This window comes from Aulosira sp. FACHB-615, assembly GCF_014698045.1.
GTDB lineage: Bacteria > Cyanobacteriota > Cyanobacteriia > Cyanobacteriales > Nostocaceae > Nostoc_B.
Map to the genome: position 1 here is coordinate 32190 of NZ_JACJSE010000004.1, position 21528 is coordinate 53717.

At 42.4% G+C, this 21528-nt stretch carries 12 protein-coding genes; 7 read left to right on the top strand and 5 right to left on the bottom strand.

Annotated features, from left to right (window positions below; translation table 11 throughout):
- Window positions 1–78 precede the first annotated feature (78 nt).
- Both H6G77_RS07335 and H6G77_RS07340 read right to left on the bottom strand, forming a co-directional pair.
- On the bottom strand, window positions 79–1752 hold the full coding sequence (locus H6G77_RS07335; protein ID WP_190871437.1) for a glycosyltransferase: 1674 nt from the start codon (window positions 1750–1752) through the stop codon (window positions 79–81).
- Between the two features lie 194 nt (window positions 1753–1946).
- Window positions 1947–3182: a glycosyltransferase gene (locus tag H6G77_RS07340; RefSeq protein ID WP_190589382.1), complete on the bottom strand. Its 1236-nt coding sequence runs from the start codon at window positions 3180–3182 to the stop codon at window positions 1947–1949.
- Window positions 3183–3670: 488 nt separating this feature from the next.
- Here H6G77_RS07340 and cofH point away from each other — a divergent pair, with 488 nt between their 5' ends.
- From cofH to H6G77_RS07355, 3 genes are all read left to right on the top strand, one after another.
- Entirely contained in the window at window positions 3671–4804 is a 1134-nt protein-coding gene (cofH, locus tag H6G77_RS07345; protein WP_190871222.1) for a 7,8-didemethyl-8-hydroxy-5-deazariboflavin synthase subunit CofH, read from the top strand.
- 167 nt (window positions 4805–4971) lie between these two features.
- Window positions 4972–5367 (top strand): photosystem II protein Psb27, encoded by a 396-nt coding sequence (gene psb27 / locus H6G77_RS07350; RefSeq protein ID WP_190589380.1) that lies wholly within the window; start codon window positions 4972–4974, stop codon window positions 5365–5367.
- Between the two features lie 334 nt (window positions 5368–5701).
- Window positions 5702–7219: a family 10 glycosylhydrolase gene (locus H6G77_RS07355; RefSeq protein ID WP_190871223.1), complete on the top strand. Its 1518-nt coding sequence runs from the start codon at window positions 5702–5704 to the stop codon at window positions 7217–7219.
- Between the two features lie 385 nt (window positions 7220–7604).
- Here H6G77_RS07355 and H6G77_RS07360 read toward each other — a convergent pair whose 3' ends face one another.
- Complete coding sequence (locus H6G77_RS07360) at window positions 7605–8561, bottom strand: alpha/beta hydrolase (RefSeq protein ID WP_190871224.1); 957 nt, start codon at window positions 8559–8561, stop codon at window positions 7605–7607.
- A gap of 106 nt (window positions 8562–8667) precedes the next feature.
- Window positions 8668–11586 (bottom strand): DNA polymerase I, encoded by a 2919-nt coding sequence (polA, locus tag H6G77_RS07365; protein WP_190871225.1) that lies wholly within the window; start codon window positions 11584–11586, stop codon window positions 8668–8670.
- Between the two features lie 600 nt (window positions 11587–12186).
- Between polA and H6G77_RS07370 the strand changes: the two genes are divergently transcribed.
- Window positions 12187–14103: a transketolase gene (locus H6G77_RS07370; RefSeq protein ID WP_190871226.1), complete on the top strand. Its 1917-nt coding sequence runs from the start codon at window positions 12187–12189 to the stop codon at window positions 14101–14103.
- A 275-nt stretch (window positions 14104–14378) separates the two neighbouring features.
- Here H6G77_RS07370 and H6G77_RS07375 read toward each other — a convergent pair whose 3' ends face one another.
- Window positions 14379–18566 carry a chemotaxis protein CheB gene (locus tag H6G77_RS07375; RefSeq protein ID WP_190871227.1) on the bottom strand — a complete coding sequence of 1396 codons (4188 nt, stop codon included), beginning with the start codon at window positions 18564–18566 and terminating at the stop codon, window positions 14379–14381.
- Between the two features lie 142 nt (window positions 18567–18708).
- Here H6G77_RS07375 and H6G77_RS35310 point away from each other — a divergent pair, with 142 nt between their 5' ends.
- The 3 genes from H6G77_RS35310 (at window position 18709) to H6G77_RS07390 (ending at window position 21373) form a co-directional block, all read left to right on the top strand.
- Window positions 18709–18876, top strand: a complete 168-nt coding sequence (locus tag H6G77_RS35310) for a hypothetical protein (RefSeq protein ID WP_199331413.1) — start codon at window positions 18709–18711, stop codon at window positions 18874–18876.
- A gap of 317 nt (window positions 18877–19193) precedes the next feature.
- A complete protein-coding gene (locus tag H6G77_RS07385) occupies window positions 19194–20483 on the top strand; it encodes a glucose-1-phosphate adenylyltransferase (RefSeq protein ID WP_190589374.1) in 1290 nt (429 codons plus the stop codon).
- A 323-nt stretch (window positions 20484–20806) separates the two neighbouring features.
- On the top strand, window positions 20807–21373 hold the full coding sequence (locus H6G77_RS07390; protein ID WP_190871228.1) for an AAA family ATPase: 567 nt from the start codon (window positions 20807–20809) through the stop codon (window positions 21371–21373).
- Window positions 21374–21528: the final 155 nt, after the last annotated feature.

Below are 21528 nucleotides of genomic sequence, written 5' to 3' on the forward strand. Positions count from 1 at the left end.
CATCGAGTTAAGTGAAGCTATGATTTAGGACTCATTGATTCGTCTGATGAACAGGTAAATGGCATCTTCAGCTTTTGACTATTCACAATGATAGATTTTGTATTCATAGCCGTTAACTGCTGGGAGAGATTTAGTTTCAGCAAGACATTTTTCGGTTTCTGCTGCTATGGGTGCATGAAAATTTACTAACCATAAATCAAAAGGTTTAGGTAGAGATTTTAAAATATTATTGAGGGTGTTTGTAGATTTATTTGGGTCTTGGTCTTGATGAGCAAGAATAAATTGTAGCGATGGTGAGGGTTGGTTTTGAAGTTTCCATTCTCTGGCAACACCCATCATTTCACCAATTTGAACATGAGTAATTTGAGTAGTGGCAATTACCACCGGAACTTGGGATGTTTGGCTGATGAGTTGTAAAAATAAATCAGGACGATAGTATTTTTGATATCCCAAATTACAAATTACCGTTACCGCGCTACAAAACCCCATGAGCCAAATTATCGCTATGGCTTGTTGACCTGTTATTTTATAATTGTTTTGCTGAGTTTGCCAACGCACTGCTAAACTTGCTCCGAGTAAAAGAATGACAGCTGGAAAATAAACAAAGTTATAACGTGCGCCTCTAGTCAAATCAATTCCCAGGAAATAGGTAAAGACAAAAAATAAAGCGATCGCAGCTAAAATAATCCCCCAAATAACTTGAGTTTCTGGTTGTTGTAATTGCACTTTGATTCCCCGAATCAATATTGGTAAAAACCAAATAAAGAAAATCAACATTACTAAACCAGAAATTAAAATAATTGCTAGTTGCGGTGATTCAATTGGCAATAAAAAAAGCATTGTCACCCAAGCAGCAAAGGCTTGAAAAAATGGGTTTAACCACTCCAAACCTTGGCGCGGTTGTTGTATCCAATCGGTTAATTTATCGCCATAACTATTCTGCAAAAATATAGGTACCCAAACTATCCCGGAAACAGCAGTACCCGCAGCAACCGCATAAATTCGCCGCCAAGGTGGAGAGATTAAATTACGTTGTCGCCAACCGAGGAAAAGTAATACTAAAGCCTCACTACCAAGGGTAAGAACAAAAAAGTAATGTGTCGCAATTCCGAAAGCGTTAATTACTACCCAAGTTAGTGCTGTGGTGATGGGTAACGGTGTACGATTTTGAATGTGGCGTGTCGCAATAATTAAACAAGCCAAAGATGCAATTACCCACAAAATTGCTAAAGTGTAATGACGTGCTTCTTGTGCCAAAAAAATTGCGTAGGGTGATACCGCCATAATGGCAGCAGCGATATGTGCAATCAAGCGAGAGCGAAAAGTTAGCCATCCTAAACCATAAATAGCGGGAATTGAGGCAGCACCAAAGATTGCCGCCAGCGATCGCGCCCCCCATAATGAAACTAGACCTTGTTGTGTCGGAAATAACTGCATCCACCAATGAGCCAAGAAAAAATACAGTGGCGGATGATTAGTTTCGTGGCTCAAGTGCGCCCAAACATCTTGGATAGTATCACTTGCTTGGGGTTGTAATGGTTGTAATAAAATATCAGGTGCGATCGCTTGGTCTAAGGGTACTGGTAAAAAACTATTCCCCAAGCTAAACACTAAAGTCGAAAATTCATCAGTCCAAGGTGGTTTAGCTGTTAAATTAGTTAACCGCAAACCCAGACCAATCAAAAACCACAGCAGTAACAGCAACGGATGAAACCAGCGAGTATTAGTTACAAAATGCCAATGTCCCGACATGGTTTGTGGGGTAACGCGGCGGTTAGCAAAGGTAGATAACAACAGGATCGCATTTTTGTAAAACTTCGATGCACTCCAAAACAAAACTTTCATAGCCGCGCCATTTACAAGTCAACTCTTTGCTATTCTGACTTGATTTGTAAATTTAAGTTCATTTTAGATTTCTCCCTTGTCTCCCTTCCCAACAAACTCCCTCATTTCACATCAGTTACGCGCCAACTCAGTTTCAAGTTCACCCAAAAATTCCAAACAGTCGCAACTGCGATCGCAATCAAGTTTGCAATATAACGATTGGGTATCACAAAATTAAACACCAAATTTAACACCACAACGTTGATGAGCAATCCCGCCAAGCATACCAAATTAAATTTTAAAAATCTCTTTGCACGATGATGCCATTCTTGCTGCTGCATCGATACATCGGCAAATGTCCAAGCGTCATTCCATAAAAAATTGTTGAAAATCGCAATTTCACTAGCAATGATTTTACTCCGCGTCAACGGTAAAGCTAAAGTTGATGGGTCACTCAATAAATAAAGAATTGCCATATCCACAAATACACCACTTAGCCCCACCAAGCCAAAGCGGAGAAATCGACCAATGGGAAAAGCAGATTTTTGTCCTACCTGTTTTGTAGTCAACCTTAAGCGCAATAGATGGTGTAAGTATTCTACATACTGTTTCCAAGTTACTTTGCTCTCACCTTGTTTGCGCTCACAGAATACATAACCCACCTCAGCTATTTCTGCTACGTTTCCCCTCGCAATGACCTCTAAGAGAATTTTGTAGCCGACAGGATTCAGTTGTACCCCTGCAATACAACGGCGACGCACCATAAAATAACCACTCATGGGGTCAGAAACTCTTCCTAATACCCCTGGTAAGAAAATCAAACCCAAAACTTGAGCGCCACGAGATAAAAAACGTCTCACCGCACTCCAACGGCTTACCCCACCACCGTCTACATGACGACTAGCAACCGCCAAGTCTGCACCTTGTTCAATACTATGTAACAACTGTGCCAAAACTTCTGGCGGATGTTGCAAATCCCCATCAATCACTCCTAACACACTTCCCTTCGCAACTTGCCAACCCCGAATAACTGCTGAAGATAATCCCCGTTCTTGTTGGCGACGCATCACCCGCAAATTGGGATATTCTGCCATCATCGATTGTGCAACTTCCCAAGTGCGATCAGGACTATCATCATCTACCACAATTAACTCATAATCTTCTGGAATAACTTCCTCTAGCAGTTCACTCAGAATCTTGATGAGCCTAACGATGTTGTCACGTTCTTTATAAGTAGGAATGATCAGCGAAAAATAAAGGTTTGTTTTATCTGTTGTGAGATGGGGAGGTGGAAATTCTGGAATATGCAAACCACCAGATGGCACTGTTAATAATGTATTGCTTGGGCTGTTTCTCATAGAGCTAAATTACGGAGGGAAAGAGAAAATCAGATTGCTAACCTATTTTATATTTCTTTACATAGTTTATTTTTCCTCAAATGTACTGATAATCAGAAATTGGCTCAAGTCGCTAGATTAGCACATAGTTGATCCTGCTCTCTCCTTCCGAACATTACATAAGTCAGATTACTTATAAAACAAATGCACCTAACGAGTAGGTGCAATAATTAGGTAATTACAGAATTAGTACTACTATGTAAAAATAAGTAAGTAATAACTCAGGAGCTAATAGAGTTTATCTGAAGCATTAAGAAAATGTTTCCGTAAAAATACGGAATTTTATATTAAAAAACATCAAATATTTTTTGATAAGTATTTTTACGAATAGCAAATTTTCTTAAGTAATAAATCTTAGATTTCTGATGTATAAATAAAAATCTCCATACAAAGCCCTAGATTTTCGCTAGATAATGTCAATAAAAACAATACAGTTTTAGTTATTAATTGTGATCAACACTTCTGTTGCAAACATTCTTGAGCGTGCCTTAATGGGGTACGATTTATCTCCTGAAGAGGGAGTATTGTTGTTAAAGCAAACTGATTCGGAAGCGATCGCGGCAATTCGCCACACAGCCGATCAACTCCGCTACAATCAGGTAGGCGATACTATTACTTATGTAATTAACCGTAATATTAATTTTACTAACATTTGTGAACAGCATTGTAGTTTTTGTGCTTTCCGCCGCGATGCCGATGATGTTGGTGCTTATTGGTTAGATTGGGGGCAAATTTTAGAAAAGTCCCAAGATGCGGTTAAGCGGGGGGCAACGGAAATTTGTATGCAGGGTGGATTAAACCCCGAAGCGCAGATTAACGGTAAATCTTTGCCTTATTACCTGAAGTTAGTTGCAACGATTAAACAGGAATTTCCCCAAATTCATTTACACGCCTTTTCGCCCCAAGAGGTACAGTTTATTGCCAGAATTGATGGGCTGGATTATGCAACGGTGATTGCAGCTTTGCGGGATGCTGGCGTTGGTTCGATACCAGGAACGGCGGCTGAGGTGTTGGATGATGAAGTGCGAAAAGTGTTGTGTCCTGAAAAAATTAACACAGAGACTTGGTTAGAAATTATCTCCACAGCCCATAAATTGGGTTTACCTACCACCAGTACCATGTTATCGGGGCATATCGAAACCCCAGAACAACAAATTGGGCATTTAGAAAAATTGCGATCGCTCCAACAAACAGCCATCAATCACGGCTATCCAGCCCGCATCACAGAATTTATCTTATTACCCTTTGTGGGTCAAGAAGCACCAAAATCTTTACGCCGTCGGGTAGGGCGAGATCAACCAGTTTTAGCGGATGCTTTATTATTAGGCGCAGTCGCCCGAATTTACTTGGGTAATTGGATTCCTAACCATCAGCCTAGTTGGGTAAAGTTGGGTTTAGCTGGGGCAAAAGCAGCCTTAGTTTGGGGTTGTAACGATATTGGTGGCACATTGATGGAAGAACATATCACCACAATGGCTGGTGCTGTGGGCGGTACTTGTATGGAAGTGGACACCTTACAAACTGCGATCGCATCTTTAGGAAGACCTTATCAACAAAGAGATACTTTGTATCAAAAAGTGTGAAGAAGAACTCAGAAGTCAGGAGTCAGGAGGAATGCGGAATACTGATTCCTGAATACTGTTTTGATAAAATTTGTTGCTGATTTTATCCTTCATGCTTCTCCTGATCCCCTAGATACCATTCCAAGATAGGATGGACGATGATTTATGTGTAGTTTCAAATAATGCTTATGAAACGCTATTGGTCGCGTCTGCTTGCTTTGGTTTTAGTTTTAGCTATTGGCTTAATCGGTTGTTCTAGCCCTGATACCTTAACTGGGGATTATCGCCAAGACACATTGGCTGTAGTCAGTACCCTGAGAAAAGCCCTAGAAGTAACTGACGATTCACCAGATAAAGCCGCACTTCAAGCAGATGCGCGGCAAAAAATTAACGATTTCTCAGCCCGCTATCAACGCGCTGGTTCAATTTCTGGTTTAAGTTCTTTTACAACCATGCGTACCGCCCTTAACTCTCTTGCGGGACACTACAGTTCTTACCCAAACCGTCCAGTTCCGCAAAAACTGAAAAATCGTCTAGAACAGGAGTTTCAGCAAGTAGAATCTGCACTCAAGCGTGGTGCTTAACTATTCCTCTAGTGATATTTTTTCAGATTCAAGAGTCCAGAGTTATGACTTTGGACTCTTGATTTATTTATTTTGACACAGGTATATCTGTTAGGGCTGACGCACAAAGATTGTTTGTGAAGAATGGGTGTAGGGTATGGGGTGTAAGGGTTTTGAACACTTACACCCTTGAATCCCTATACCTCCAAACTTTTAATTTTTCGTGTAATTGCGTAATTCCTAGATGCAATAGCTGTATTTAAATGAAAGAGGATTTTCCGAGCGTCAACGCTAGAAATACTAATACTTTCACCCTATACCTCTTGCTATAACAATTGATACACCTTAATCGTCAATGCCCGTGAATTTGTACATCTACCTTGTCGGTATATCTCACCGTTCTGCAAAATTATTATGGCAACGTTTGTGGGTTGTGGTTTTTAGTAGTAGTCTTTTGCTACCTAACTTGATCAGCCAACCAGCACAAGCACAAGTTAACCAAGATTGCAAGTTATCAAACACAGCCGCCCAAACAAAGGAAAAATTGCGTTTGTCGGCACTCAAAGGCGATCGCGATGCCCAAAGCCAGTATCAAAAGCTAGTACGCCAACACGCCCAAGATGTACAAAAATGCCGCAGTCGTACTTGGCCAAAAATTCAAGCTGTTTGGGTGCGTTTATATCCCTGCGACATTCAACCAGGGATAATTGACCAAATTATGGATCGGATGGTCAACCGTGGCTATAACCAAATTTATGTAGAAACCTTTTATGATGGGCAGGTATTATTACCAGCCGCCGATAATCCCACAGTTTGGCCTTCTGTAATACGGACTCCAGGGACGGAAAAGATTGATTTACTGGCGTTGGCGATTCAAAAAGGGCGAGAACGGGGGCTGAAGGTTTATTCCTGGATGTATACTGCAAATTTCGGCTATAACTACGCCAAAATACCAGATCGAGAACCTGCGATCGCTCGTAATGGCAAGGGGCAAACGAGTTTATATGTTGTAGATAACGGTTCCCAGGTATTTATCGACCCCTACAATATGCAAGCCAAGCGCGATTACTTCGAGATGGTACAGCAAGTACTACGCCGTCGCCCGGATGGTTTGCTGTTTGATTATGTGCGTTATCCCAGACAAGCTGGCACTGATTCCATCGCTACAAAAGTCACTGATTTATGGCTATTTACCCCAGCTACGCAAGAAGCTTTATTTAAGCGGGCGTTGAATACAAAAGGTTTGGATTTGATGCGGCGGTTCTTGAGTAAGGGATATGTCACCGCCGGCGATATCGATGAAGTGGATAAACTGTATCCCCAAGAAGGGGAACCGATGTGGCAAGGGCGCGTTCCGCCACCACAAGACAAAGCCCTGTTACCAGCAACCAACAGACAACCGACTTTGCAAGTTGAACTCTGGCAGTTAATGGTTGCCCATGCTATGCAAGGTATCTTAGATTTTGTTGCTTTAGCCAGTTACCCAGTACAGCAGCTAGGCATTCCCGCCGGAGTAGTGTTTTTCCCAGATGGCAACCAAATGGTGGGACAAGGCTATGATTCCCGCTTGCAACCTTGGGATAGATTTCCCAGTAACTTGCAATGGCACGCGATGGCTTATGCAACTTGTAGTGATGTTAGCTGTATTGCCGACCAAGTGCAACGGGTGATTAGTGCTGCTAAACCGGGGACAAAAATTATTCCCGCCTTAGCCGGTGCATGGGGACAATCAACCAGCACGCGCCCATCCCTAGAAGCCCAAATGCAAGCCCTACGCAAATATGCACCGCAACTCGCAGGTGTGAGCCATTTTGCTTATTCTTGGCAATACCCAGAAAATGATAGCGATCGCAAATTCTGCCGCCTGCGTTAATCATATAGCAGAAGGCAGTGGTTCAGCTTCGCTCACCAACCAGGCAGGAGGAAAAGTCTTACTATAGCAGTCCTAAATCATTTGTAAAATTTCTATATCTTTTTCTTCTTTCTTACCTTTGCGTCCTTGGCGTTCTTGGCGGTTCGTTTCCATATCTATGTTTTTCACGACTCATTTAGAATTGCTATATTCCAAGGGGCTAGTACAGGTCGGCGTAAATAAACAGACTATCTGGAATTGCTAAAAGGCTTGTGGTATCGTTATTATTTCTTTTTCCTTTTGCCTTTTTTACCCTGAGCGCAGCCGTTCGCGTTAGCGTCTCCGACAGGAGAAGGGTTACTTTTGCCTTGTTGTACTAGTGGAACGCCCAGTTTTCAATTCTTTTCTATCTTTGCCAGTCACCCAACTGGGTAGCGAGAAAATAGCGTACATGATCCACAAATGTTAGCCCTTGTTGTCTGGTTCCATGTCCCATTCCTGGAACCACATAATAAGCACCATCGGGAAATTTTTGAGCGCAAGCACGAGTATCTTTAATATTAACAATTGGATCATTCGCACCAATTAAAAAACGCACTCTTCGGGGAAGTTGCACTTGTTGAACATAGTTCATCGGGTTACATTCCCAAGTATATTTATCTTGATATTTGAGATGTTTAGCTAATTGTAAAAGCTGCACTACAGGTTGCAAGTCAGGCTGGAATTTTTTTAAGAATATTTCTGCTAAATTACCAAGGGGCGAAGCTGCTAAATCAGGTAAAAAACCATATCCCCAACTTTTAGCAAATGATGGCAGATCAGCATGACCAATAGTGCCTAGTAGTCTATCTCCCAAGCTATGTGCTGTAAAGGTATATGCAGATAGCAAGACTCCCATACTAACTCCAAATAATGCCAATTTTGTCTGACTCAGATTATAGCGATCGCAGCAAAAATCTCGTATTCTAGAAATATCCTGGGCAGTACTGCGAAATATAGATAAAAGTAATGCTGTATCAAAGGCAATACCTCGGTCAATTAATGGCTTAATTTCGTTCTGCACTACAGCTGTAAATGTACGTACTAAGCTACGTTCACCCGCAAAAGGTGTATCGAATAAAGCCACAGCTATACCCATTTGTGTTAATGTCGGCACAATAAAAGCATTCCAACCATAAGGCGCACACATCCCCTGCAAACCAATTACTAAGGGTGTGTCTTGTGTAGGCTGGTGCTGTGGTAAAAAAACGGCGACAGGAAAACCACTTAATCGTTCATCAATGTCAGCCACGCCAGTGTAAACATAAGGTTCATAAAACCAGTGGCGATGCCCATTTACACCATCAAAATTAATGGTATCCATTAGAAGTATGAAGTATGAAATAATCTATCATACTTGCTCTTGCATACAAAGTCTCAAAACATCGGATAGGCTAGGCTTGCTTTATTTGTGTAGTCTTATGGGAAGTTTACTTCGTCTCCATCCAATTTTCCCCGGCGCGAACTTCTACCAGTAATGGCACAGTTAAAGTTACAGCATCTTCCATCACTGATTTAATTTGTGGTTGTAATTCTTCCCATTCGTGAGGCGGAACTTCAAACACTAATTCGTCGTGAACTTGCAATAATAAACGTGCTTGATATTGTTTTAAAATTTCATGCAATCTCACCATTGCAATTTTGATAATATCAGCACTAGAGCCTTGAATGGGTGCGTTGGCAGCAGAACGCAGCAAGCCAGCATCAAAAGCACCTATATTTTTTAATTTACTCAAATCAATATCTGCGGGATTAGTATTTTTTAACTTGCGTAAGCTGTTGGTTTGGAAATCAAAATAACGCCGCCTACCGAGGATAGTTTCAACATAACCTTGTGCGATCGCTTGTTTTTTCACGCTCTCTAAATATGCAAATACTTTAGCATAACGTTCGTTAAATCGCTTAATAAATTCATTAGCAACATTCTTATCTATTCCCGTAGAACGTGAGAATTTCAGCGAACCCATACCATAAATTACACCAAAGTTAATTGTCTTGGCTATTCGTCTTTCATCTGCGGAAACATCTTCTTTTTCAAATACCAATCGTGCTGTAACTGTGTGAATATCTTCATTTTGTTGATATGCTTTCACTAACAATGGTTCTTGACTCAAATGTGCTAAGATTCTCAACTCAATTTGTGAGTAGTCAGCAGCAACCATCAAGTAATTTTTTTCTGGTAAAAATGCTTTGCGAATTTGCCGACTAAAAGCAGTTCTAATGGGGATATTTTGTAAATTTGGGTTGGAAGAAGATAACCTACCAGTTGATGTGGCGGCTTGGTTAAAATCCGTATGCACACGTTGAGTATCTTGACGTACCAACGCAGGTAAAGCGTCTACATAAGTAGATTTTAATTTAGATAATGTGCGATACTCAATTATCGATTCTACAAAACCAGTGTTATCAACTTCTAATAGCTTTTCTAAAGTTGCAGCATCGGTAGAATAGCCAGTTTGAATTTTACGAGAATATTTAGTACTTAATCCTAACTTTTCAAATAATATTTGGCTCAACTGTTTTGGAGAACCTAAATTAAATTTTTCGCCAGCTATTTCTGTTGCTTGTGCTTCTAACTTAGCTAAATCGATTTCTAACTGTTGTGAAAGTTCTTGCAGATAAGCAGAATCAATGCTGACACCTGTGTATTCCATCTCTGCGAGAACGGCTTCTAATGGCTGTTCTACTTCTAGTAATAATTTTGATAAGGCTGGAAATTTATCTAGTTCTTCGCGCAATTTTTCTACTAATTGCCATGTAGCATAAACTTGGAAACAACAATAATTGGCGACAGCCGAAATACCTAAGTCAGCAATGGTTTTACCTTTAGGAACTAATTCGGCATAATTTTGAATAGATAAACCTAAATATCGTAAAGCCAAATCAGTTAAATTATGGCTAGTATCGGGATTTAAAACATAACTAGCCAGCATAGTGTCAAAGACAATGCCAGCTAAGTTAATTCCTTGACAGCGAAATACTAAGCGGTCAAATTTACCATTTTGGAATGTCTTCGGATAATTAGCACTTTCTAAAATTGGACGTAGTGCTGCAAGTGCTGTTTCTGGATGTAAATTTTCCCCGTTTTTATGCGCCAGGGGAATATATGCTGATTCATCTGGTTGCGTTCCCCAACAACAACCAATTCCGACTAAAGCTGCATCTCGTGGTTCTAAATCGCTGGTTTCTGTGTCCCAAGCTACTGGGTTTGTAGTGTCAGTAAATTGTTGCAATATATTTACTAACTCAGTCAGTTTAGCTTCACTATTAATTATCCGTGGCTGAATTTCTGAAACTGGTTGCTGTTGATATGCGGCTGTTTCAGCAGCAGTGAAAAATGATAAATCATCACCATCATCATCTATGCTGGATGCTTCTACATTGGCGGGAGTTTCTGTAACTTCACCACCAAATTTCTGTTGAATTTCGTTGATTTTCTTTAAAAAAGTATTGAACTCTAGTTTTTCTAAAATAGGAGTGAGATTACTTGTGTCAAATCCGGTTAATTGGCAGTTGTCTAAGTTAACTTCTAAAGGTACTTCGGTGACTATTTGTGCTAAATATTGCGACTTTTTAGCATCCTCTTGACCTTCAGTAAGTTTTTTTTGGGTTGCGCCTTTAATTTCCGCTATGGCTGCATAAATATTCTCCAAAGAACCATAGGTATTTAATAGCTGAACTGCCGTTTTTTCACCTATGCCTTTCACCCCAGGAATATTATCTGATTTATCACCACACAAAGCTTTATAATCGACAATTTGTGTAGGTAATACGCCTAATTTTTCTTTAACTTGTTCTACACTAAATTCTGTGATGCTATTTGTGGCGCGTTTGAGTGCATCAGGACTAAAGTTTAAAACGGTAATTTCTTTGTCTGGGTCAATGAGTTGAAATAAATCGCGATCGCCTGTTAAAATTTTCACCTTATAACCAGCCGCCGTGGCTTTTTGCGCTAAGGTTCCCAATACATCATCAGCTTCGTAACCAGGTGCAGTAAAAATCTTCAGGTTCAAGCCTTCGAGTAATTCATGCAGATTTTTTAAATCAGGAACAAAGTCTTCTGGTGTCCCCGGACGGTCGGCTTTGTATGTATCATCAGCTTCGTGGCGGAAAGTCGGTAAACCCAAATCAAATGCGACAGCCATTGCTTGTGGCTGTTGTGTTGTCATCACTTCCAGCAAAGATTTGAGAAAGCCAAAGCACACACTCGTCGGTATCCCGGTTTTAGTTCGCAGTCCACCATCTCGTCCTTTGGCGAAAGCAAAATAAGAACGAAATGCTAAAGAATGTCCATCAACTAAGATGAATGTGGGGCGTGTTGTAGTTATGGTAGTAGAATTTTCAGACATATTTATATTGTAGCGAATAATGGGTAATTTAAGAAGTTTGTTAGTCAGGAATATGGGATAAATTTAACCGCAGATGAACGCGGATGGACGCAGATATTTCTGATTATTTTTTGACGTTTACTGTGTGATTATAACACCATATTTTTTTAGTATTTCAATATTCATCCAACAGGATAATTTAATATAGATTTGAATAATCTAGCAGTCATAAATCATTTGTGAAATTGCTATATCTCTTTCTTCTTTCTTAGCTTTGCGTCCTTTGCGTCCTTTGCGGTTCGTTTCCTTATCTATATTTTTCACGACTTATTTATGATTGCTATAACTCCTAACTACTCTAGTGATTTTTGCAGTCTTCTTCTAGATATAAATATTATTTATTCCCTTAGTCAGAAGAGTTTTTTGATTCTCCTCTCTAAAGTAAACCCAGATAGAGAGATTTTTGACAATAGCAATCATATCTTATTCGTGAATTGATTGATAGTGGTTGTATCTGCTGATAAAAAACATCGGCGGTTAATTATTTTCGTCTCATCACTGACCCCAAATTTTCTATCAACATCCAAATAATTGCAATTATTTTAAGTTAGGAAAACAATTATGACTACACAAGAAGAATTGCATCAATGGTATGAATTAGCCCAACAGTTGCGTGTTGATAGCATTCGCGCCACCACAATTGCGGGTTCTGGTCATCCGACATCATCTATGTCGGCGGCGGATTTGATGGCGGTTTTACTGACTAAATATTTGCACTACGATTTTGAACATCCCGAAAATCCGAATAACGATCGCCTGATTTTTTCTAAAGGTCACGCTGCACCATTGCTTTATTCTATGTACAAAGCCGCAGGTGTGATTAACGATGAAGAATTGCGATCGCTGCGAAAATTGGGTAGTCGTTTAGAAGGTCATCCCACACCCATTTTACCTTGGGTCGATGTGGCAACGGGTTCTCTGGGGCAAGGCTTACCGATTTCTGTGGGGTTAGCGTTAGCTGGGAAATATCTCGACCAACTTCCCTATCATGTCTGGGTGTTACTGGGAGATAGTGAAACCGCCGAAGGTTCGGTTTGGGAAGCCTTTGACCATGCTGCACACTACACCTTAGATAATTTAATTGCCATTATTGATGTCAACCGCTTGGGTCAACGGGGGCAAACGGAATTAGGCTGGAATACGCAAGCATACTCTCATCGTGCGAAAGCCTTTGGTTGGCAAGCCATAGAAATTGATGGTCATGATTTTACCCAAATAGATCATGCCATGAATACCGCGATCGCCGTTAATGATCGCCCGACCGTAATTATCGCCCGCACCAAGAAAGGTCAAGGCGTTGCTAGTTTGGCAGATTTAGGCGGTTGGCATGGCAAAGTTTTAAAACCTGAACAAGAACAGCAAGCAATTGCCGAATTAGGCGGTGAACGTCAGATGATTATCCAAGTTCATCAACCAGAAACCCAACAGCCAGTTCCTACGGGTAAACCCCAACCCCTGCAACTGCCTCGTTATGCAAAAGGCGCAAAAGTAGCCACACGTCGGGCTTATGGCGATGCTTTAAAAGCGTTAGGCAATGCTCAACCAGATGTAGTTGCCCTTGATGCTGAGGTCAGTAATTCCACGTATGTCGAAGACTTTGCCGAAGCTTTTCCCGAACGTTACTTTGAAATGTACATCGCCGAACAACAAATGATTGCGGCGGCGGTGGGTTTGCAAGTCAGAAAATATAAACCCTTTGCTTCTACCTTTGCCGCCTTTTTAACCCGCGCCTACGATTTTATTAGGATGGCGGCTGTGTCTCGCGCCAACATTAAATTAATGGGTTCCCATGCTGGTGTATCTATTGGTCAAGATGGCGCTTCCCAAATGGGGTTAGAAGATTTAGCAGCGTTTCGGGCTGTGTGGAGTAGCACTGTATTGTATCCCAGTGATGCTAATCAAACCGCCAAATTAGTAGCGCAAATGAGCGATCGCCAAGGTATTGTTTACTTACGTACAACCCGCGAAGCTACACCCGTCATTTACAGTGCGGAAGCAGAATTTCCCATTGGTGGTAGCAAAGTTATCCGCAGTTCTGACCAAGACCAAGCCACCATCATCGGTGCGGGGATTACCTTACACGAAGCCCTTAAAGCTTATGAACAACTGAAAAACGACGGGATCACAGTCCGCATCATCGATGCTTACTCAGTCAAACCCATTGATGTGCCAACCCTACATCAAGCCGCACAAGACACCGAAGGTAACTTAATCGTAGTCGAAGATCATTGGCTAGAAGGCGGATTAGGTGCGGCGGTGCTAGATGCTTTCGCTGGCGTTGGGGAAATGCCAACTTATGAAGGGCCACAACTACAACTGATCAAATTAGCCGTGAGTGAAATGCCCACATCAGGAACCCCAGAAGAACTACTCCACGCCGCCAAAATCGATGCTGATGCCATAATTGCCGCAGTGCGATCGCTAGTCAAACATCCAGTGAACGAAGTGCTGAGTGCTGAGAGGGGGGAGACAAGGTAGAGGGGGTAGATAAGGGAGAGGGGGGAGACAAGGGAGAGGGGGGAGACAAGGGAGAGGGGGGAGACAAGGGAGAGGGGGTAGACAAGGTAGAGGGGGGAGACAAGGTAGAGGGGGGGAGACAAGGTAGAGGGGGGAGACAAGGGAGAGGGGGGAGACAAGGTAGAAAGATTACTCCCTTCCCTTATCCCCCTTGTCCCCCTTGTCACCCTTGTCCCCCTTGTCCCCCTGCCCCCCTGCACCCTGCCCCCCTGCCCCCCTGCACCCTGCCCCCTACCCTACCCCCTCCCACTCAAAGCTGCAACAACACCTACTAACTGCATAGGTTCAACAGGTTTAGCAAGGTGCATCTGGTAGCCGGCGGCTAAAGCTTCGGTATAATCTGCATCAGTAGCATAGGCAGTGAGGGCGACGGCGGGAATTTGCCCACCAAGTTCGGGGCTGAGTTCTCTGATTTGGCGTATCAGCATATAACCGTCTTGTTCTGGTAAACCAATGTCAGACAAAAGGACATCATAACCGCCAGGATTTGCCACTAAAGTTGATAAAGCAGCACTAGCAGAGGCGACGGCTGTAACTTCAATTCCATATTCTTCCAGAATTATTTGAAATAATTGGCGGATGTCTGGTTCGTCGTCTACTATTAGTACCCGCACACCTGCTAAGGCGGGAAGGTCATCTGTTGGGATTTCCGGTAGGTTGTTTCTGGTGACGGATGGTAAGGGAGGAATCGGTACAGGAATTTCTGGCTGATTGGCTTGTAAAGGTAGTTTGACGATGAATGTTGCGCCTTGACCTTCTCCGGGGCTGTGGACTTCTATTGTCCCGCCGTGGAGTTCTACCAAGTGACGCACAATCGACAGCCCTAACCCTAAACCTGGATTAGAACGTGTTTTGCTGCCATCTGCTTGGCGGAAGCGTTCAAAAATGTAGGGTAAAAATTCAGCACTGATGCCTTGACCTGTATCACTGACTTGTATTTGCGCTTGTAAATTTGTGTACTCTAAGGTGATATCAATTCTGCCGTTAGCTGGGGTAAATTTGATGGCATTTGAGAGTAAATTCCAGAGTACCTGTTGTAAGCGGACTGGATCTCCTATCATTGGTCGGCTGGTGGAGGCAAAATTCGGATTAATTTGAATATTTTTGGTGTCTGCGGCTAGACGTACCACCGCGATCGCTGCTTCAATAATTGGCACTAGTTCAATTTCTTGGGCATTCATTTGCAGCCTACCAGAACTAATGCGGGAGATATCCAACAAATCACTAATCAAATGGGCTTGGGTTTGGGCGCTGTTTTCAATGGCTGCTAAACCTTGGTTGACTGTGGTTTCGTTCAGTTGCTGAGTGCGGAGTAAAGTTGCCCACCCCAGCATTGCATTTAACGGGTTTCGCAGTTCGTGAGACAGAATTGACAAAAATTCATCCTTGGCGCGGTTGGCGGTCTCGGCGGCTTCACGGGCTGATTGTTCTTGGGCTAATAGTTGAGTTCGTTCTGCTTCTAGCTGTGTTTGTTGGGTAATATCTTCAATCACCAACAAAATCATCGGTATATCATGAATGTGCGACAATTTCCGCGCATTTAACCGCATAACTTTCTTCCCAATTGGATGAAAGTCATGCTCAACTTCTAAATCTTGAAATTGACTTTGTTGTGGCAGAATATTTTCTAGGAGCGATCGCAATTGGGGAATATTCCATTGGCCATCGCCGATTTCATAAATCAAACGCTGTTCGGTTTCGGCTGGTAATACATTAAATTTTTCATAGAAAAACTGATTAGCGGTAATTACCCGCAAATCTGTATCTAATACCACCAAAGATTCTCGCACAGTGGCGACAATTGCTTCTGCATAATCTCTAGCAGCTGTAACCTGTCTGGCGCTGCGTTTGAGAGCATCAATATCAACCAATACCACAACAGCACCATCTATTTTGTTATCGATAGTGCGATAGGGGCGAATACGTAAATCATACCAATGACCTTCTTGGTCTTGGACTTCCTGAGTTTTAAAATTGAGTGTGTTGATCACCTCGATAATTTGCTGCTCTAAATCAGGAATATTTAAATTGTGATTAATATCACTGAATGGCCGCCCCACATCGGGAGGAATTAAGTTAAATATAGTTTCTGCAACCGGAGTAAACCGCCGAATGCGTAAATCACCACCTAACATCAAGATGGGAATATTAATACTGCTGAGGAGATTTTGTAAATCGTTGCTGACTTGGGTGGATTCTAGATTACGGCGTTGTAGTTCATCATTAATTGTGTTTAATTCTTCATTCGTAGCTTGAATTTCTTCTTTTGCAGTTTCTAGTTCTTCGTTAGTGCTTTGCAACTCTTCGTTACTAGAGAGAATTTCTTCGTTAGCTGCCCTTAAATCTTGATTGGTAGCTTGTTGTTCTTCAATAATTGACTGCAAATATTCTTTAGTCGTGGCTAACTCTTGTTGCAGTTGGTTAATCTCTTCTTGTTTATGAGTTTGTTTGCTTTTACGGTTATCGCTAGATGAATCTAACAAAGAAGTGGTGTTTGTGAGAGTTTCAGAAAACATCACTAAAAAGTAACGCTCTGTATTACCCTGAACATTAAAAGGTGCAACTTCAATTTTTATCAGTTTAATTTGGTCGTTATCTCTAACTTGAATACCTTCTTTTTGTACCGTCCCACCACGCTTTTTAGCTTGATGAATTGCCGTGCGTAATTCTAGTTTTAATTCTTCTTTAGCAATTCTCAGCAAATTAAAACTTGGTCTACCTAATGGTAGTTGTAAATAAGGACTTGTTTGCCCACGAAACTGCAAAATTTCTAAATCACTATCAATAATTACACCAACCGGAGCATACCGATCTAACACAATTCGGTCAGCCACTTTCTGGATTTCCACATCATTCCAGATTCTCTCACTGACTGGTAGTGGCTGATTCAAAGTTTCGCTGGGATAGTTACTGCTAATTAAATTAATTCCCAGGCGTGTCACAGCCATTTTACGCGAGTAAATTTTGTACTTGCGGTCAATCAAAGTAAACAAATTACTAAATTCGCCCACTGTCTCGGATGTACCTAACATCAAAAAGCCAGTTTGTTGCAAACCATAGTGAAAAAGTGGCAGCAGTTTCTTTTGGATAGTCGCACTCAAATAAATCAAGACATTGCGACAGGTAATTAAATCCAGATGGGAAAAGGGCGGATCACTAATCAAGTTTTGTCTGGCAAAAACACAAACCTCTCTGACTGGTTTGCTGATTTGGTAGCCACCTTCTACTGGCGTGAAAAAACGTTGCAGACGCTCAGGAGAAACATCAATTAATTGATTGTGTTGGTAAATCCCGATCCTGGCTTTTTCAATGGCGATTTCATTAATATCAGTAGCAAACAATTGAATCGGTTTATCAATGCCTTGATTCTGTAAATATTCCAATAAACAAATTGCAATTGAATAGGCTTCTTCTCCTGTGGAACATCCCACTACCCAAATCCGAATTGGGGTATTAAGGTTTTGCCCTTTGGTAATCTGGGGAAATATTTTAGTTTTTAAAGCTTCAAAAGCTTCTGGATCACGGAAAAAACTAGTAACAGTAATCAAGACATCGTAATACAATGCTTTAACTTCTGCGGGATGCTCCTGAAGATAATTGGTGTAATCTTCTAATCTCTCTAGTTTGTATAAAATCATGCGCCGCAGAATGCGCCGCTTGAGGGTGGTTTGCTTGTAAAAGTTAAAATCAACGCCTGTGGTAGCCTTTAACAGACTAAAGATTTGCGATAAAGCATTTTCTTCAGTTGCTCGAACTTCAATTGATTGTGCGGGATTTGAGGGACGAATGTAGGGATGAAGACTGAGATGAGCTAACTCTTGAGCGATCGCTTGTGGTGTTAATACAAAGTCTACCTGACCAGAAGCCACAGCCGTATTTGGCATACTACTCACCTGAGCCGATGTTTCACTTTGGGCAAAGGTAATACCTCCCGCTTCTTTAATTGCTTCTAACCCGCGTGCGCCATCAGAATCACCCCCAGACAACACCACGCCAATAGCTTTACTACCCCGTTCCTGAGCCAACGAAAAAAAGAATGTATCAACTGACATCACTTGTCCGCGAATTTTCTGGCGCGGACTCAAATTTAACTTGCCCTCAGAGATGGTCATCATCGCATTGGGGGGAATCACATAAACATGATTCGGTTCCACCTCCATACCATTTTCAACTTGTGTGACTGGCATCTCAGTGGTTTGGGACAAAATCTCAGCCAAGATACTTTTTTTGTCGGGACTCAAGTGTTGAATAAACACAAATCCCATCCCTGTATTTTTGGGCAAATGGCTGAGTAATTGGGTAAATGCTTCCAAACCTCCGGCAGATGCACCAATCCCGACAATGGGAAATAATTCATTTTGGTATGTTTGTTGCTGTTCGTTGGAATTAGAAGACTGAGATTTTTTTGTCCGCCTAGAGTTCATGATCTACAAAAAATTACAGGGCATTACATGAGCTGTACATAAAATACGATGTTGTTGCTTAGACTGTAGCCAGCCAGAGATAGATATTCAAGACTTACACACAAAAGTTGTCTGTTAAAAATGGGTGTAAAGGTAAGAGGGTGTGGGAGGTGTGGGAGGTGTGGGAGGGGTGGGAAGTGTGGGAGGGGTGGGAGGTGTGGGAGGTGTGGGAGGTGTGGGAGGTGTGGGAGGGGTGGGAGGTGTGGGAGGTGTGGGAGGTGTGGGAGGGGTGGGAAGTGTGGGAGGGGTGGGAAGTGTGGGAGGATGGTGAAGAAATATTTCTCCCCGCTCTCCCCATACTCCCCACACTTCCCATACTCCCCGCTCTCCCCACACTCCCCGCTCTCCCCATACTCCCCTCTCTCCCCACACCCCTATACCCTCACACCCCTACACCCAATCTTCATAGATAATCTCTCCTATACCCCGCCACCCTTCCCAAACCCTTGATTTCTCGTCTGACTGCGTAAGTCCTCAGTTATTATTTTCTAAAAATCATCCCGGAGAATCTTTGATCCCCCCCTTATCAGAGGCTACATACAGTCATAAACTGAAAGTGAGAGTTGAAAGGCAGTCGGGAGAAATTTTGTGAAAAAAGTTTTAGCAATCATTCTCGGTGGTGGCGCAGGCACCCGCCTTTACCCTTTAACCAAACTCCGGGCAAAACCAGCAGTTCCCGTAGCGGGGAAATATCGCTTAATTGATATCCCTGTGAGTAACTGTATTAATTCGGAAATTTTTAAAATCTACGTCCTGACACAATTCAACTCAGCTTCTCTGAACCGTCACATTGCTCGTACTTACAACTTTAGCGGATTCAGTGAAGGGTTTGTGGAAGTGTTGGCTGCACAACAAACTCCAGAAAACCCCAACTGGTTCCAAGGTACAGCCGATGCAGTGCGACAGTACTTGTGGATGTTGGAGGAATGGGATGTAGATGAATTTTTGATTCTCTCAGGTGATCACCTTTACCGGATGGATTATCGTCAATTCATCCAGCGTCATCGAGAAACCAATGCTGATATTACCCTCTCGGTAATTCCCATTGATAACCGTCGGGCTTCTGACTTTGGCTTGATGAAAATCAATGATGCTGGGAGAGTGGTTGACTTTAGCGAAAAGCCCAAAGGTGAGGCTTTAGCAAAAATGCAGGTTGATACCACCATTTTGGGATTAACCAAAGAACAGGCCGAAGACCAGCCATATATCGCCTCAATGGGGATTTATGTCTTTAAGAAAGATGTTTTGATCAAGTTGCTGCGGGAAAAACTCGAACGGACTGACTTTGGCAAAGAAATTATCCCTGATGCAGCCCAAGACTATAACATTCAAGCTTATTTATTTGATGATTACTGGGAAGATATCGGGACAATTGAAGCATTTTATAATGCCAATTTAGCTTTAACCCAGCAGCCTCAACCACCTTTTAGCTTCTACGATGAAGAAGCACCAATTTACACTCGTCCGCGTTATCTACCACCAACCAAATTATTAGATTGCCATGTCACCGAATCAATTATTGGTGAAGGCTGTATTTTGAAAAACTGCCGTATTCAACATTCAGTTTTAGGAGTGCGATCGCGGATTGAATCGGGCTGTATCATCGAAGAATCTTTGCTCATGGGCGCAGACTTTTATCAAGCTTCTGTTGAGCGTCAATGCAGCATCGACAAAGGTGATCTCCCCGTAGGCATTGGTACAGATACCATCATTCGCCGGGCAATTATTGATAAAAATGCCCGCATTGGTCACGATGTTAAAATCATCAACAAAGATAACGTCCAAGAAGCTGACCGAGAAAGTCAAGGCTTCTACATCCGTAGTGGGATTGTAGTTGTCCTCAAAGGTGCAGTCATTACCGATGGGACGATTATTTAAGGAACGCAGGGGGCAGGAGGGTAATAAGCTACCTTGTACACACAAGTTATGGAATTACCCCACCCTAACCCTCCCCTTGGAAAGGGGAGGGGACTAGATTTGCTTATTTCCCTCCTTTCCAAGGGAATAAGGGGACTAGATTTGCTTATTTCCCTCCTTTCCAAGGGGATAAGGGAACTAGATTTGCTTATTTCCCCCCTTTATAAGGGGGGATTAAGGGGGGTAATTCGACTTGTGTGTACACCGTAGTGGTAATACAAAGAGGGATTCAAACCCACCTCTTGCTATCTGAGTTGAAAGTGCTGAGTTTGAAACTTTGAATTATGAGTACGACAAACTATTACTTTTCACTGTTTTCTCACTCAGCACTCAGCACTCAGCACTCAGCACTCAGCACTCCACACTCAGCACTCAGCACTCAGCACTCAGCACTCCTCTTACTCATCGGTCTGCCGGGTAGCGGCAAGTCAACTTTAGCAAAACAATTAATAGCTAAATGCCCCCAGATGCAACTGATTTCTACAGATGCCATCCGGGGGCAATTGTTTGGCGATGAAATTATTCAAGGGCCGTGGTTTTTGATTTGGCAAGAATTAGAACAGCAACTTCAAAAAACAGCTATGGCTAATCAATCAGCAATTTTTGATGCTACCAATGTTCAAAGAAGCCATCGCCGCGACTTGATTACCTTTAGCCGTGACATAGGTTTTACGCAAGTGGTGGGAATTTGGCTCACTACACCAGTATGGCTGTGTTTGGCTCGCAATAAAAGACGCGATCGCCAAGTTCCCGAAGAAGTCATCTTCCGAATGCACCGCCAACTCCGAGACGCTCCACCCAGCATCGAAGAAGGATTAGACGACTTGATTAAAATAGGGTGTGGGGTATAAGGGTGTGGGGAGTGTGGGGAGTGTGGGAAGAGAGGGGAGTGTGGGAAGAGAGGGGAGTGTGGGGAGTGTGGGGAGAGAGGGGGGAAAGATTTCTTCACCATCCTCACACACCTCCCACACCTCCCACACTTCCCAAAGTACGGGAATTGCGCTGA